This is a genomic window from Streptomyces sp. S.PB5 (assembly GCF_030403745.1).
In the GTDB taxonomy this organism is placed as follows: Bacteria; Actinomycetota; Actinomycetes; order Streptomycetales; family Streptomycetaceae; genus Streptomyces.
The window spans coordinates 191,233-206,571 of sequence record NZ_JAQMWP010000007.1; the positions used below are offsets into that span (position 1 = coordinate 191,233).

The 15,339-nt window shown below is 70.0% G+C and carries 11 protein-coding genes; 9 read left to right on the plus strand and 2 right to left on the minus strand.

Features of this window, described 5'->3' with window-relative positions; all coding sequences use genetic code 11:
- Positions 1-17 precede the first annotated feature (17 nt).
- Positions 18-1,238, minus strand: coding sequence for a sarcosine oxidase subunit beta family protein (locus PH203_RS19785; protein ID WP_289921484.1), 1,221 nt, complete (start codon positions 1,236-1,238; stop codon positions 18-20).
- Entirely contained in the window at positions 1,235-2,521 is a 1,287-nt protein-coding gene (gene glyA, locus PH203_RS19790; protein ID WP_289921485.1) for a serine hydroxymethyltransferase, read from the minus strand. Before glyA ends, PH203_RS19785 begins: the two co-directional genes overlap by 4 nt.
- A 166-nt stretch (positions 2,522-2,687) precedes the next feature.
- Here glyA and PH203_RS19795 point away from each other — a divergent pair, with 166 nt between their 5' ends.
- The 9 genes from PH203_RS19795 to PH203_RS19835 all read left to right on the plus strand — a co-directional run bounded on the left by PH203_RS19795 (position 2,688) and on the right by PH203_RS19835 (position 15,274).
- Entirely contained in the window at positions 2,688-3,338 is a 651-nt protein-coding gene (locus tag PH203_RS19795; RefSeq protein WP_289921487.1) for a GntR family transcriptional regulator, read from the plus strand.
- 172 nt (positions 3,339-3,510) lie between these two features.
- Positions 3,511-5,187, plus strand: a complete 1,677-nt coding sequence (gene betA, locus PH203_RS19800) for a choline dehydrogenase (RefSeq protein ID WP_289921488.1) — start codon at positions 3,511-3,513, stop codon at positions 5,185-5,187.
- A gap of 3 nt (positions 5,188-5,190) precedes the next feature.
- Positions 5,191-6,027 carry a 5,10-methylenetetrahydrofolate reductase gene (locus tag PH203_RS19805; RefSeq protein WP_289921489.1) on the plus strand — a complete coding sequence of 279 codons (837 nt, stop codon included), beginning with the start codon at positions 5,191-5,193 and terminating at the stop codon, positions 6,025-6,027.
- 11 nt (positions 6,028-6,038) lie between these two features.
- The gene (locus tag PH203_RS19810) at positions 6,039-6,878 is read left to right on the plus strand and encodes an alpha/beta fold hydrolase (RefSeq protein ID WP_289921490.1); all 840 of its coding nucleotides are present in this window, start codon (positions 6,039-6,041) and stop codon (positions 6,876-6,878) included.
- A 194-nt stretch (positions 6,879-7,072) separates the two neighbouring features.
- Positions 7,073-8,542, plus strand: coding sequence for an aldehyde dehydrogenase family protein (locus tag PH203_RS19815; RefSeq protein ID WP_289921492.1), 1,470 nt, complete (start codon positions 7,073-7,075; stop codon positions 8,540-8,542).
- A gap of 20 nt (positions 8,543-8,562) precedes the next feature.
- Positions 8,563-9,642, plus strand: a complete 1,080-nt coding sequence (locus tag PH203_RS19820) for a glycine betaine/L-proline ABC transporter ATP-binding protein (RefSeq protein WP_289921493.1) — start codon at positions 8,563-8,565, stop codon at positions 9,640-9,642.
- Positions 9,642-11,642: an ABC transporter permease subunit gene (locus PH203_RS19825; RefSeq protein ID WP_289921494.1), complete on the plus strand. Its 2,001-nt coding sequence runs from the start codon at positions 9,642-9,644 to the stop codon at positions 11,640-11,642. Before PH203_RS19820 ends, PH203_RS19825 begins: the two co-directional genes overlap by 1 nt.
- A 13-nt stretch (positions 11,643-11,655) precedes the next feature.
- Positions 11,656-12,618: an ABC transporter substrate-binding protein gene (locus PH203_RS19830; protein ID WP_289921495.1), complete on the plus strand. Its 963-nt coding sequence runs from the start codon at positions 11,656-11,658 to the stop codon at positions 12,616-12,618.
- Positions 12,619-12,835: 217 nt separating this feature from the next.
- The gene (locus PH203_RS19835; protein ID WP_289921496.1) at positions 12,836-15,274 is read left to right on the plus strand and encodes an FAD-dependent oxidoreductase; all 2,439 of its coding nucleotides are present in this window, start codon (positions 12,836-12,838) and stop codon (positions 15,272-15,274) included.
- The last annotated feature ends 65 nt before the right edge of the window (positions 15,275-15,339 follow it).

The following is a 15,339-nucleotide window of genomic DNA, read 5'->3' on the forward strand; positions in this document are numbered from 1 at the left end:
GGGTCTCCTGAGAGGCGTCAGTGGGCGACGGCGGCCGCGCCGTGCTCGTCGACCAGCGCACCGGTGACGAACCTGGACAGGGTGAACGGCGCGTTGTACGGGTGGGGTTCGCCGGTGGCGATGGTGTGCGCGTAGCACCAGCCGACGCCCGGGGTGGCCTTGAACCCGCCTGTTCCCCAGCCGCAGTTGAGGTACAGGTCCTCGATGGGGGTGAGGCCGACGATGGGGGAGGCGTCCGGGGTGGTGTCGACGATGCCGGCCCAGGTGCGCAGCATGTGGGCGCGGGCGAAGACGGGGAACAGCTCCAGGGCGGCGGCCATCTGGCGTTCGATGATGTGGAACGCCCCGCGCTGGCCGTAGCCGTTGTAGCTGTCGATGCCCGCGCCCATCACCAACTCGCCCTTGTGTGCCTGGGAGACGTAGACGTGTACGGCGTTGGACATCACGACCGTCGGGTGCACCGGTTCGAGCAGTTCGGAGACCAGGGCCTGCAACGGGTGGCTCTGCAGCGGCAGTCGGAGGCCGACCATCTCGGCGAGCACGGAGGTGTGCCCGGCCCCGGCGAGTGCCACCTTCCCGGCGGCGATACGGCCCCGGGTGGTCCGTACGCCCGTCACCCGCCCGTCGGTCACGTCGATGCCGGTGACCTCGCAGTTCTGGATGAGGTCGATGCCGTATGCGTCGGCCCTGCGTGCGAAGCCCCAGGCGACGTAGTCGTGCTTGGCGATGCCCGCGCGCGGCTGGTAGGTCGCGCCGAGCACCGGATAGCGCACATCGGGGGAGACGTTGACGATCGGACAGACCTTGGCGACCTCGTCCGGCTCCAGCCACTCCGCGTCGATGCCGTTGAGCTGGTTGGCGTACACGCGGCGCTTGCTGTCGCGGATGTCCTGCAGCGTGTGCGCGAGGTTCAGGACACCGCGCTGGCTGAAGAGGATGGGGTAGTCGAGGTCCTCTTCGAGGGTCTCCCAGAGCTTCAGGGAGTGCTCGTAGATGCCGGAGCTCTCGTCCCAGAGGTAGTTGGAGCGGATGATCGTGGTGTTGCGGGCCATGTTGCCGCCCGCGAGCCAGCCCTTCTCCAGGACCGCGATGTCGGTGATGCCGTGGTTCTTGGCGAGGTAGTAGGCGGTGGCCAGACCGTGCCCGCCGCCACCGACGATCACCACGTCGTACGACGGCTTGGGGGCGGGGTTGCGCCACAGGAAGTCCGGGTGGTCCGGGAGGGGCGTGCCGGTCATGCCGCGGCTCCGTTCAGCTGGGAGTAGAGGGGGAACGCGGCGGCGAGCTTCGCCACTCGGGTGCGCAGCGACTCGGCCTGATCGTCGCTGAGCTGCTCGGGCTTCAGGGCGTTCGCGATGATGTCGGCGACCTCGCGGAACTCCGCGTCGCCGAACCCGCGGGTGGCCAGCGCGGGGGTGCCGATGCGCAGGCCGGAGGAGACCATGGGCGGGCGCGGGTCGAAGGGGACGGCGTTGCGGTTGACGGTGATGCCGACCGAGTGGAGCCGGTCCTCGGCCTGGCGGCCGTCGAGTGAGCTGCCCCGCAGATCCACCAGGACCAGGTGGACCTCCGTGCCCCCGGTGAGCACCGTGATGCCCGCCTCGGCCACGTCGTCGGCCAGCAGCCGTCCGGCGAGGATCTTCGCGCCCTTCAGCGTGCGCCGCTGACGCTCGCGGAACTCCTCGCTCGCGGCCATCTTGAAGGCGACCGCCTTGGCGGCGATCACATGCTCCAGCGGCCCGCCCTGCTGACCGGGGAAGACCGCCGAGTTGATCTTCTTGGCCAGTTCGGCCTTGCTGAGGATGACCCCGCCGCGGGGGCCGCCGAGGGTCTTGTGGGTGGTCGTCGTGACGACGTCCGCGTACGGCACCGGGCTGGGGTGCAGGCCCGCGGCGACCAGACCGGCGAAGTGCGCCATGTCCACCATCAGGTACGCGCCCACCGCGTCGGCGATCCGGCGGAACTCGGCGAAGTCCAGCTGCCGCGGATAGGCCGACCAGCCGGCCACGATCAGCTTCGGGCGGTGCGCGAGCGCGAGTTGCTCGACCTCGTCCATGTCCACACGGAGGTCGGACTCGCGTACGTGGTAGGGGACGACGTTGTAGAGCTTGCCGGAGTAGTTCAGGCGCATGCCGTGGGTGAGATGGCCGCCGTGCGCCAGGTCCAGGCCGAGGATGGTGTCGCCGGGCTGGAGGAGGGCGAACATCGCGGCCGCGTTGGCCTGGGCGCCGGAGTGCGGCTGGACGTTGGCGGCCTCGGCGCCGAACAGGGCGGTGATCCGCTCGATGGCCAACTGCTCGACGACGTCGACGTGTTCGCAGCCGCCGTAGTAGCGGCGGCCCGGATAGCCCTCCGCGTACTTGTTGGTCAGGACCGAGCCCTGGGCCTCCAGCACCGCCGGCGGCGCGAAGTTCTCGCTCGCGATCATCTCCAGCGTCGACTGCTGGCGGTCGAGCTCCGCGTCGACCGCGGCGGCGACCTCGGGGTCGAACGCGGCTAGTGACTGGACGTCGAGGCTCATGCGGTCCCCTTGGAAGACGAGAGTCGTACGACTGATATATCAGTTGTAGGTGCGACCGGGGCGAGCCGTCAAGAGCCGGTCCCGGGTCCGTCCCTCCTTGCCTGGGGACTGATATATCAATTGTGCGCTAACGTGGTCCTCTGGAGTCTCGACGAGGAGAGTGCGCATGTCGGTCGCGATGGCGGAGGGCCGTCCCTCCCTGGCCGAGCGGGCCTATCAGGTGCTGTGCGACCGCTTGGTGACCCTCAAGATCGCGCCCGGTTCGCCCATCAACGACGAGCAGGTGGCCGCGGAGCTCGGGGTGGGACGCACCCCGGTGCGTGAGGCCCTCAAGCGTCTTGAGGTCGACCGGCTGGTCGTGGCCTTCCCCCGGCGCGGCACCTTCGCCTCCGAAGTGCAGATCACGGACCTGGGGCATCTCACCGAGGTCCGCCTGCGCCTGGAGCCCCTGGCCGCCGACTGCGCCGCACGCCGGGCGGGCGCCCGGGACCGCGCCGTGCTCACCGAACTGCTGGCGGAGCTGGACGCGATCGCCGGGGGAGAGGTCGACCAGCTCATCGACCTGGACCTCCGGCTGCACCGGGCGCTCTACGCCGCCACGGCGAACCCTTTCCTCAGTGACACGCTCGTGCGCTACGACAACCTCGCCACCCGCATCTGGTGTCTGTTCCTCGACCGGCTGCCCGGACTGGCCGGCCATGTCGACGAGCACGGCCCGCTCGTGCGGGCCGTGCTGGCGGGCGACGGCGAACGCGCCGCAGGTCTGGCGGAGGAGCACGTGCGCAGGTTCGAGGCGGCGATCCGCTCGCTGCTCTGACGCCCGCCCCCGGCACCTCCCGTGGGTCCGCCGCTCCGTGTAGCAGGCCTGGCAACTGCGGGCAACGACAGCGAAACAAGGCCCCGAAGTTGCGTCCGTCGCAACCTGGTGCGTATGACGCGACGGCGCTAGCATGCCTCGCATATCTACGGCGCGAGCGAGACGAGGCACCATGGCTCCCCTGCACTACGACTTCGTCATCGTCGGCGGCGGATCGGCCGGCAGCGCACTGGCGAACAGGCTCTCCGCGGACCCGGCGAACCGGGTACTGGTCCTGGAGGCCGGCCGGTCCGACTACCCGTGGGACGTCTTCATCCAGATGCCCGCGGCGCTGACCTACCCCATCGGCAGCCGGTTCTACGACTGGAAGTACGAGTCCGAGCCCGAGCCCCACATGGGCGGCCGCCGCATCTACCACGCCCGCGGCAAGGTGTTGGGCGGCTCCAGCAGCATCAACGGCATGATCTTCCAGCGCGGCAACCCCATGGACTACGAGCGCTGGGCGGCCGACCCCGGCATGGAGACCTGGGACTACGCGCACTGTCTGCCGTACTTCAAGCGCATGGAGAACTGTCTCGCGGCCGACCCCGACGACGAGTTCCGCGGCCACGACGGCCCCCTCGTCCTCGAACGCGGCCCGGCCACCAACCCGCTGTTCACCGCCTTCCAGAAGGCCACCGAGGAAGCCGGATACGCACCGACGGACGACGTCAACGGCTACCGGCAGGAGGGCTTCGCCAAGTTCGACCGCAACGTCCACCGCGGGCGCCGGCTGTCGGCCTCGAAGGCGTACCTCAAGCCCGCACGCAGGCGCCCCAACCTCACCGTCAGGACCCGCGCCCTCGTCACCCGCGTCCTCTTCGAGGGCAAGAAGGCCGTCGGCGTCGAGTACCAGCGCGGCAAGGGCGCCCTTCAGCAGGTCCGCGCCAGGGAAGTCATCCTGTGCGGCGGCGCCATCAACTCCCCGCAGCTGCTCCAGCTCTCCGGCGTCGGCAACGCCGAGGAACTGCGCGCCCTCGGCATCGACGTGGTCCACGACCTCCCGGGCGTCGGCGAGAACATGCAGGACCACCTGGAGGTCTACATCCAGTACGCCTGCAAGCAGCCCGTCTCCATGCAGCCGTACCTGGCGAAGTGGCGCGCGCCCTTCATCGGACTGCAGTGGCTGTTCCGGAAGGGCCCGGCCGCCACCAACCACTTCGAGGCCGGCGGCTTCGCCCGCAGCAACGACGACGTCGACTACCCCAACCTGATGTTCCACTTCCTGCCGATCGCGGTCCGCTACGACGGCTCCGTGCCCGCGGGCGGCCACGGCTACCAGGTGCACGTCGGGCCCATGTACTCCGACGCCATCGGCTCGGTGAAGATCAAGAGCAAGGACCCGCGCGAACACCCCGCCCTGCGCTTCAACTACCTCTCCACCGAGCAGGACCGGCGCGAATGGGTCGAGGCGATCCGGGTGGCCCGCAAGCTCCTCAACCAGCCCGCCCTCGCCCCCTACAACGACGGGGAGATCTCGCCCGGACCGTCCGTGGAGAGCGACGAGGAGATCCTCGCCTGGGTCGCCAAGGACGGCGAGACCGCCCTGCACCCGTCCTGCACCTGCAAGATGGGCCCCGCCACCGACGAGATGGCCGTCGTGGACCCCACCAGCATGCGGGTGCACGGAGTGGAGGGCCTCAGGGTCGTCGACGCCTCGGTCATGCCGTACGTCACCAACGGCAACATCTACGCCCCGGTGATGATGGTCGCCGAGAAGGCCGCCGACCTGATCCTCGGCAAGGAGCCCCTCGCCCCCTCGAAGGCCGCCTACTACCGTCACCGCGACGCCCAGAAGCAGGCGGGGTAGACCTTGGCCGCCACCGGGCTGCGGGCACTGCTCGAGAGCGTCCGTTACGAGGTGCTGCCCGCGAACGCCACCGAGGAGAAGGTCCTCGCCCATGTGCCGCGCGACGTCGTCGTCACCGTGACGGCGTCGCCGGTCAAGGGCCTGGAGCCGACCCTCGACCTCACCGGCAGGCTCGCCGCGCACGGCTACCGGGTCGTCCCGCACGTGCCCGCGCGGCTGCTGCGGGACGAGGTGCACCTGAAGGAGGTCACCGACCGGCTGCGCGCGTCGAGGGTGGACGACGTCTTCGTCCCGGCGGGCGATGCCGATCCGCCCGCCGGGGTCTACGAGGGCGCGCTGCCGGTGCTGCGCCGGCTGAGCGAGCTGGGCGGTCCGTTCGCGCGGGTCGGTGTCACCGGCTATCCCGAGAGCCATCCCCTCATCCACGACGACATCACGATCCAGTCGATGTGGGACAAGCGCGAGCACGCCACGTACATCGTGAGCAACCTCTGCTTCGACCCGCGGGTGCTGGGGGAGTGGGTCGCGCGGCTGCGGCGCCGGGGCGTCGCCCTGCCCGTGCACATCGGTGTCGCCGGGCCCGTGCAGCGGACGAAGCTGCTGGCCATGGCGACGAAGATCGGGGTGGGTGAGTCGACCCGCTTCCTGACGAAGCACGCCTCGTGGTTCGCACGGTTCGCGGCGCCCGGAGGCTACGCGCCCGAGAGACTGCTGACCCGTGCCGAGGCCGCGCTCACCGCGCCCGCGGCCGGGGTGGCCGGTCTTCATCTGTTCACGTTCAATCAGATCGCGGAGACGGAGCGGTGGCGTCGTACGCTGCTGGACCGGGTGGACGGCTGAACGAGGAGACGATGGCATCGGACGACTGGAAGCTGACCCGGACCTTCCCCAGCTCCTCGGGAACCGTGCGCTGGGACCGTCTGGGCCCGCCGGACGGCCCGCCGGTCGTCCTCCTGCACGGCACTCCTTTCTCCTCTTACGTGTGGCGGGCCGTGGCCCGCTCACTCGCCCGCGACCACCAGGTGTTCGTGTGGGACATGCCCGGCTACGGGGCCTCCGAGAAGGCCGCAGGGCAGGACGTGTCCCTGGCCGCCCAGGGCCGCGTCCTCACCGAGTTGCTGGGCCACTGGGGCCTTACGGAGCCGCTCGTGGTCGCCCATGACTTCGGAGGCGCGGTGGCCCTGCGGGCCCATCTGCTGCATGCCGCCCGCTATCGCGCCCTCGCCCTGGTGGACCCGGTCGCGCTGGCACCGTGGGGCTCCCCCTTCTTCCGGCTCGTCCGCGAACACGCCGAGGTCTTCGAACAGCTGCCGCCCGCCCTCCACGGCGCCCTGGTGCGCGAGTACGTGAGTTCGGCCAGCAGCCCCGGCCTGCACCCCGCCGTCCTCGACCGCCTTGTCGAGCCCTGGCTGGACGACCCCGGCCGGCCTGCCTTCTACCGGCAGATCGCCCAGGCCGACCAGCGCCACACCGACGAGATCCAGGGCCGCTACGGCGAGATCGGCATCCCCGTGCTCGTCTGCTGGGGTGAGGACGACACCTGGATCCCGGTGGCGAAGGGCCGCGAGCTCGCCGCGCTCGTCCCCGGCGCCCGTTTCGAACCGGTCACCGGAGCGGGCCACCTCGTCCAGGAGGACGCCCCCGCGCAGCTCACGGCGGCGCTGCTGGTCTTTCTGCAGCGTCAGTTGTGACGGCCGGGCGGCGCGCGGGAATTCGTATACGACGGAGTCCCTGACCGGGCAGCCGCTCACGACGCGGACCCGTCCACCGTGCCAAATCGTCATCGGTGAACCCCTTGACGTGTGTCCGGACATTCGCCACTGTGTTCCACCACAAGCAATTGGGTGCATGATGCGCAACGAATTTCGGTTGAAAGGCTCGGCGCGTGGCAGACCTGTATGTGGCTGGCGAATGGCGGGATCCGGTGGCCGGCGGGCACCGGGAGATCCGATGTCCCGCTGACGGCTCCCTCGCGGCGACCGTCTCGGAAGGGACCCGCCCCGACACCGAGGCGGCGATCGCCGCCGCCCGCCGCGCCTTCGACGAAGGCCCCTGGCCGCGGACCCCCGAGCACGAGCGCGCCGCCCTGCTGCTGCGCACCGCCGACATCCTCGAGCGCGACGCCAAGGAGTTCGCCCGCGCCGAGTCCCTCGACACCGGCAAGCGCCTGGCGGAGAGCGAGTACGACATCGCCGACGTCGTCTCCTGCTTCCGCTACTACGGCGGTCTCGGCGGCACCGACGCGGGCCGCACGATCGACACCGGCCGCGACGACGCCGTCAGCCGCGTGGTGTACGAACCGGTCGGCGTCTGCGGACTGATCACCCCCTGGAACTACCCGCTGCTGCAAGCCAGTTGGAAGGTCGCCCCGGCCCTGCTCGCCGGCAACACGATCGTCCTGAAGCCCAGCGAGCTCACCCCCTCCACCTCCATCCTGCTGATGAAGGCCCTGGAGGAGGCCGGACTCCCCGCCGGCGCCGCCAACCTCGTCCTGGGCGCCGGCCCCGAGGCGGGCGCCCCCCTCTCCGACCACCCGGACGTCGACATGGTCTCCTTCACCGGCGGCCTGGAGACCGGCAAGCGCATCATGGCGACCGCCGCGGCCGGCGTGAAGAAGGTGGCCCTCGAACTCGGCGGCAAGAACCCCAACGTGGTCTTCGCCGACGCCGACTTCGAGACGGCCGTGGACTTCGCCCTCACCGCCGTCTTCCTGCACTCCGGGCAGGTCTGCTCGGCCGGCGCCCGGCTGATCGTCGAGGACTGTCTGCACGACCGCTTCGTCGACGAGGTCGTCCGCCGCGCCCGGCTGATCCGCCTCGGCGGCCCCTTCGACCCGGAGGCCGAGACCGGGGCGCTGATCTCCGCACAGCACCTGGCGAAGGTCGAGGCGTACGTCGCCGCGGGCCTCGCCGAGGGGGCCGTACTGCGCTGCGGCGGCGCGCGACCCGACGACCCGGCCCTCGCGTCCGGCCACTTCTACCCGCCGACCGTCCTCGACGAGTGCACGCAGGACATGCGCGTGGTGCACGAGGAGTCCTTCGGACCCGTGCTCACCGTGGAGCGCTTCAGCGGCGAGGACGACGCCGTACGCATCGCCAACGACACCGAGTACGGGCTCGCCGGTGCCGTGTGGACCCAGGACGCCGGCAAGGCCCAGCGGGTCGCCCGGCGGCTGCGGCACGGCACGGTGTGGATCAACGACTACCACCCTTATGTGCCGCAAGCGGAATGGGGTGGCTTCGGGCACTCGGGCGTGGGCCGGGAGCTGGGACCGACCGGTCTGAACGAGTACCGAGAGCCCAAACACATATGGCAGAACATCCAACCCCGGCCGCAGCGCTGGTTCAGCGGCTGAACGCCGAAGGAAGGTCGAACGTGACCACACAGACCGAGGTGCCACAGCGGCGCGGCACGCCCGAGGACTCGACCCCGGTCATCTCCGTGCGCCGGCTGTGGAAGGTGTTCGGGCCGAAGGCCGACCAGGTCCCGGACTCGGAGGAGCTGTGCGGCCTGACCCGCCGCGAGCTCATGGACCGCACCGGATGCACCGCCGCGGTCCGCGACGTCCACTTCGACGTCTCGCCCGGCGAGGTGTTCGTGGTCATGGGCCTGTCCGGCTCCGGCAAGTCCACGCTGGTGCGATGTCTGACCCGGCTGATCGAACCCACCGCGGGCGAGGTCGTCTTCGAGGGCGAGGACATCCGCAAGGCCGACGACAAGCGCCTGCGCGAACTGCGGCGCAGCAAGTTCTCCATGGTCTTCCAGCACTTCGGTCTGCTGCCCCATCGGCGCGTCGTCGACAACGTGGCGTTCGGACTGGAGATCCGGGGCATGAGCCGGGCCGAGCGCACCAAACGGGCTCTGGAAGTCGTCGAGTTGGTCGGCCTGTCCGGATACGAGAACTCCTACCCCGACCAGTTGTCCGGCGGTATGCAGCAACGCGTCGGCCTGGCAAGGGCGTTGGCGGGCGACCCGGACGTGCTCTTCTTCGACGAGCCGTTCTCCGCTCTCGACCCGCTGATCCGCCGTGACATGCAGAACGAGGTCATCCGGCTGCACCGCGAGGTCGGCAAGACGATGGTGTTCATCACCCACGACCTCTCCGAGGCCCTCAAGCTCGGTGACCGCATCCTCATCATGCGCGACGGCAAGATGGTCCAGTGCGGTACCGGCGACGAACTCGTCGGCGCCCCCGCGGACGACTACGTACGCGAGTTCGTCAAGGACGTGCCGCGCGGTGACGTCCTCACCCTGCGCTGGATCATGCGCCCGCCGGCCGACGGCGACGAACTCGACGGTCCCGAACTCGGCCCGGACGTCGTGGTGAAGGAGGCCACCCGGGCGGTGCTCGCGGCCGACAAGCCGGTCAAGGTCGTCGAGAACGGCAAGCTGCTCGGCATCGTCGGCGACGAGGAGATCCTCGCGGTGGTCGCCGGGCAGGAAGGCGGCGCGTGATGACCGTCGTCATCGAGAAACCCGAGAAGACGGGGACGGCGGAGCCACCCGCACCGGCCAAGGAGGCGCGCAGGATCAGCCGGTCCATGGTGATCGCCGCGATCCTCTTCGTCTGGCTGGTGCTCTTCGCGATCCTGCGCGGCAAGCAGACCCTGACGCTGGCCGCCGCCGATCTGACCGACCTGCACCGGTGGTTCAACGACGTCAACGACTCGATCGGCGCGAACCGCAACTCCAACCCGCTCTTCCTGTACTTCTTCAACGAGATCCGCCTGGTCATCGACTCCGTGGTGACCTTCGTGCAGGAGCTGATCTCCCAGCCGGCCGGCGACCGGCCCCTCCCGCAGATCGGCTGGCTCGGGGTCGTCGGCGTCGCCGGCTTCCTGTCCTGGGCCGTCGGCAACTGGCGCGTCGCGCTCCTCGCGGTCGCCGGCTTCACCTTCCTCGGCCTGCAGGGCCTGTGGCAGGAGAGCATGGACACCCTGGCGCTCACGCTCTCCGCGGTCGCCGTGGCGCTGCTGTTCGCGATCCCGCTGGGGGTGTGGGCGGGGCTGTCCGACCGGTTCAACCGGATCCTGACGCCCTTCCTGGACTTCATGCAGACGATGCCGACCTTCGTCTACCTGGCCCCGCTGACCCTGTTCTTCCTCATCGGCCCGGCCTCCGCCACCATCGCCACCCTGATCTACGCGGCACCTCCCGCGATCCGTATCACCGCGCACGCCATCCGTTCCGTACCGCACACCACGGTCGAGGCGGCCGACTCGCTCGGCGCCACCCGGCGGCAGTCCCTGACGAAGGTGCTGCTGCCGATGTCCAAGCGGACCGTGGTCATGGGCGTCAACCAGACCATCATGGCCGCGCTCGCCATGGTGACCATCGCCGCCCTGATCGACGCGCCCGGCCTCGGCAAGACGGTTCTGCAGGCGCTCCAGTCGCTCGACGTCGGCACCGCGTTCAACGCGGGTCTGGCCATCGTGGTCCTCGCCATCGTGCTGGACCGCGTGACGACCGCGGCGGCGGGGCGCGAGGAGGCGGCCCGGCACTCGAAGAACCGCCTCCTGGCCTGGCGGCGCCAGCTGCTGGGCGCGGGTGCGGTGGTCGCGGCGGTCCTCGTCTACCTCTCGCACACCTATGTGTGGGCGGCGGAGTTCCCCGGCGAGGGCGGCACGGGCACCGCCATCCGCAAGGGCGCGGACAACGTCACCACCTGGGCGCAGGACAACCTGTCGGGCCTGACCAACGCCTTCCGTGACGCCATCACCAACGGCCTGCTCAATCCCTTCCAGTCGCTGCTCACCGACTCCCCGTGGTGGCTGGTCGGGGCGGTCCTGATCGCGCTCGGCGTCGTCCTCGGGGGCCGGACCGCGGGTATCACCACCGCGGTCTGCGTGGGCCTGCTGGTCGCCACCGGCGTGTGGTCGGACAGCATGACGACCCTGGCCTCGACCGCCGTCGCCACGGTGCTGGTGATGCTGCTCGGCATCGTCTTCGGCGTCTGGATGGGCCGCAGCGCCCTCGTCGACCGGCTCCTGCGGCCCACACTGGACGCGGCCCAGGTCATGCCGCCGTTCGTCTATCTCGTGCCGTTCCTCGCCCTGTTCGGCGCGACCCGCTTCACGGCGATCGTCGCGGCCGTCGTCTACGCGGCACCGGTCGCGATGAAGATCATCGCGGACGGGGTGCGGAACGTGCCCGCCGCCACCGTGGAGGCGGCCACCTCCGCCGGGTGCAACACCTGGCAGATCATCACCAAGGTCCAGCTGCCGATGGCCCGCAGCGCCCTGACCCTCGCCACCAACCAGGGCCTGATCTATGTGCTGTCGATGGTCGTGGTGGGCGGTCTGGTGGGTGCGGGCGCCCTCGGCTACGACGTCGTGGCCGGGTTCTCCCAGGGGCAGCTGTACGGCAAGGGCCTGGCGGCCGGGCTCGCCATCGTCCTGCTGGGCGTCATGTTCGACCGGATCACTCAGGCAGCGGCTCGCCGCACCACCGCATAAGGAGCACCACACCATGGCAAGACACTGGCGAGCCGGCGCGGCCGGCATAGCGATCCTCGGCCTCACCGTGACGGCCTGCGGCGGGGCGAAGGTCGGCGACGAAAGCGCCGGCGGCTCGGGTGAGTCAGGCAAGTGCGGCACGTTCAACCTCGCGGTCAACCCGTGGGTCGGCTACGAGGCCAACGCGGCGGTCCTCGCCCACGTCGCGGAGAACGACCTCGGCTGCAAGGTCACCTCGAAGGACCTGAAGGAAGAGATCGCCTGGCAGGGCTTCGGAACGGGTGAGGTCGACGCCGTCGTGGAGAACTGGGGCCACGACGACCTGAAGAAGAAGTACATCACCGACCAGAAGACCGCCGTCGAGGCCGGCCCGACCGGCAACGAAGGCCTCATCGGCTGGTACGTGCCGCCGTGGCTGGCCGAGGCGCACCCGGACATCCTCGACTGGAACAACCTCAACAAGTACGCGGCGAAGTTCAAGACCTCGGAGTCCGGCGGCAAGGGCCAGCTCCTCGACGGGGACCCGTCGTTCGTCACCAACGACGAGGCCTTGGTGAAGAACCTGAAGCTGGACTTCAAGGTGGTGTACGCGGGCAGCGAGACCGCACTCATCCAGGCTTTCCGCAAGGCGGAGAAGAACAAGGAATGGGTGATCGGCTACTTCTACGAGCCGCAGTGGTTCATGTCCGAGGTGGCGCTGAAGAAGGTCAAGCTGCCGGAGTACAAGTCGGGCTGCGACGCCGACGCGGAGAAGGTGAACTGCGACTACCCGGTGTACAAGCTGGACAAGATCGTCAGCGCCAGGTTCGCCAAGTCCGGCAGCCCCGCCTATGACCTGGTCAAGAACTTCACCTGGACGAACGACGATCAGAACACCGTCGCCAAGTACATCGCGGTGGACAAGATGACGCCCGAGGCGGCGGCGAAGAAGTGGGTCGACGCCAACCGCGCCAAGGTGGACGCCTGGATCAAGTGATCCGCAGGTCACAAGCCGGTCGAACATGCCCGGTGGGCGGTGCGCGCACGGTGCGCACCGCCCACCGGGCATTGCCGTGTCTCCGGCGTGTTCCCCGAGGTCCCGGCCCCCTTGACACCCATCAGCGCGGCAGGCACATTGAGTTGCGCAACCTGAATCATGTTGCGCAGACAGCAACTCGATCGGCTCGACTGGTTTTCAGACCGGAGGTGCGGCGATGGCGGGACCCCGAGTGGTCATCATCGGAGCGGGTGTCGTGGGAGCGGCCCTCGCGGACGAGATCTCCGCGCGCGGCTGGACCGAGGTGACCGTGGTCGACCAGGGCCCGCTCCCCGCCACCGGGGGCTCCTCGTCCCACGCCCCCGGCCTGGTCTTCCAGGCGAACTCCTCCAAGACCATGACCGAACTGGCCCGCTACACGGTCGAGAAGTTCTGCTCACTCGACGTCGACGGCAAGCCCTGCTTCCTCCAGGTCGGCGGCCTGGAGGTGGCCACCACCCCCGAGCGCCTGGTGGAACTGCGGCGCCGGCACGGCTGGCTCACCGCCTGGGGCGTCGAGGGCCGGCTGCTGAGCGCCGACGAATGCGTCGAGCAGCACCCCCTGGTCAACCGCGACAAGGTCCTCGGCGGCCTTCTCGTCCCCACCGACGGCCTCGCCAAGGCCGTCCTCGCCGTCGAGGCGCAGATCCGCCGGGCCACCGAGCGCGGAGTGACGTTCCTGGCCCGCCACGAGGTCCTGGACGTCCTGCAGAGCGACGGCCGGGTCACCGGCGTCCGCACCGACCAGGGCGAGCTCCCGGCGGACATCGTCGTGTGCTGTGCGGGCATCTGGGGCCCGCGGATCGCCCGCATGGCCGGCATGAACCTCCCGCTGACCCCGCTCGCCCACCAGCTCGCCTGGACGGGCCCCGTCCCGGCGCTCGCCGGCCAGACCGAGGAGGCGGTCCGCCCGATCCTGCGCCACCAGGACGCCGACCTCTACTACCGCGACCGCTTCGACGGCATCGGCATCGGCTACTACGGCCACCGCCCGATGCCGATATCGGCCGATGACATCCTCTCCTTCGACGAGGCCGCCGAGATGCCGTCGGTCCTGAAATTCACCGAGGAGGACTTCGAGCCCGCCTGGACCGAGACGCAGTCCCTGCTCCCGGCGACGGCCGAGGCGAAGGTCGAGGAGGGCATCAACGGCCTCTTCTCCTTCACCACCGACAACTTCCCGCTGCTCGGCGAGTCGAGGGACGTCAAGGGCTTCTGGGTCGCCGAGGCGGTCTGGGTCACCCACTCCGCGGGCGTCGGCCGCGCGATGGCCGAATGGCTGGTCGACGGCCACTGCTCGTCCTTCGACCTCCACGAGTGCGACGTCAACCGCTTCGAGCCGCACCAGCTCTCCCCGGAGTACGTCCTGGCCCGCGACTGCCAGAACTTCGTCGAGGTCTACGACATCCTCCACCCCCTCCAGCCCTCGGGCGACCCCCGCCCCCTCCGCAAGAGCCCCTTCTACGCCCGCCAGGAGGGGCACGGCGCCTTCTTCCTGGAGGCGAACGGCTGGGAGCGCCCCCAGTGGTACGAGGCCAACGCGGGCCTGCTGGAAGGCCGTTCCATCCCCACCCCGGGCGACTGGGCGGCGCGGTACTGGTCCCCGATCGTCGGCGCCGAGGCCCAGGCCACCCGCGAGACGGTCGCGTTGTACGACATGACGGCCCTCAAGCGCCTGGAGGTCGGCGGCCCCGGCGCGGCCGACTTCCTGGAGGGCCTGGTCACCGGCAAGGTCGCCAAGTCGGTCGGCTCGGTGACGTACACGCTCCTGCTGGACCACGACGGCGGCATCCGCAGCGACATCACGGTGGCCCGGCTGGCCCGCGACCTCTTCCAGGTCGGCGCCAACGGCAACCTGGACCTCGACTGGCTCACCCGCCACCTCCCGGCCGACGGCACGGTCCAGGTCCGCGACATCACCCCGGGCACCTGCTGCATCGGCCTGTGGGGCCCGCTGGCCCGCGAGGTCCTCCAGCCGCTGACGGACGAGGACTTCTCGGGCGACGGCCTGAAGTACTTCCGGGCCAAGCGCGCCTACATCGGCAGCGTCCCGGTCACGGCCATGCGGCTGAGCTACGTCGGCGAACTCGGCTGGGAGCTCTACACCACCGCCGACCAGGGCGAGAAGCTCTGGGACACCCTCTGGCGGGCGGCGCAGCCCCTCGGCGGCGTCATCGCGGGCCGCGGCGCCTTCAACAGCCTCCGCCTGGAGAAGGGTTACCGCTCCTTCGGCACCGACATGACCTACGAGCACGACCCCTACGAGGCCGGCGTCGGCTTCGCCGTCAAGCCCGACAAGGGCGACTTCATCGGCAAGGAGGCCCTGGCGCGCCGCAAGGAGAACGTCCGGCGCAGGCTGACCTGCCTCACCATCGACGACCCGCGGTCGGTCGTCCTGGGCAAGGAACCGGTGTACGACGGCGACCGCGCGGTCGGCTATGTCACCAGCGCCTCCTACGGCTACACCATCGGCAAGGGCATCGCCTACGCCTGGCTCCCCACCGAACTCACCACGCCGGGCACCTCCCTGCACATCGGCTACTTCGACCAGCGCATCGAGGCGGTCGTCGCCGAGGAGCCCCTGTTCGACCCGTCGATGTCCCGCCTGCGCGGCTAGCCACGGCGAGGAGCATCGCCGGTGACCGTGACGGCCCGGGGGAGAGCCGGAGGGACAAGGCCGGA

Coding starts and splice junctions, on each gene's coding strand:
- PH203_RS19785 (WP_289921484.1), bottom strand. CDS start 1,238: ATGACCGGCACGCCCCTCCCGGACCACCCGGACTTCCTGTGGCGCAAC.
- glyA (WP_289921485.1), bottom strand. CDS start 2,521: ATGAGCCTCGACGTCCAGTCACTAGCCGCGTTCGACCCCGAGGTCGCC.
- PH203_RS19795 (WP_289921487.1), top strand. CDS start 2,688: ATGTCGGTCGCGATGGCGGAGGGCCGTCCCTCCCTGGCCGAGCGGGCC.
- betA (WP_289921488.1), top strand. CDS start 3,511: ATGGCTCCCCTGCACTACGACTTCGTCATCGTCGGCGGCGGATCGGCC.
- PH203_RS19810 (WP_289921490.1), top strand. CDS start 6,039: ATGGCATCGGACGACTGGAAGCTGACCCGGACCTTCCCCAGCTCCTCG.
- PH203_RS19825 (WP_289921494.1), top strand. CDS start 9,642: ATGACCGTCGTCATCGAGAAACCCGAGAAGACGGGGACGGCGGAGCCA.
- PH203_RS19830 (WP_289921495.1), top strand. CDS start 11,656: ATGGCAAGACACTGGCGAGCCGGCGCGGCCGGCATAGCGATCCTCGGC.
- PH203_RS19835 (WP_289921496.1), top strand. CDS start 12,836: ATGGCGGGACCCCGAGTGGTCATCATCGGAGCGGGTGTCGTGGGAGCG.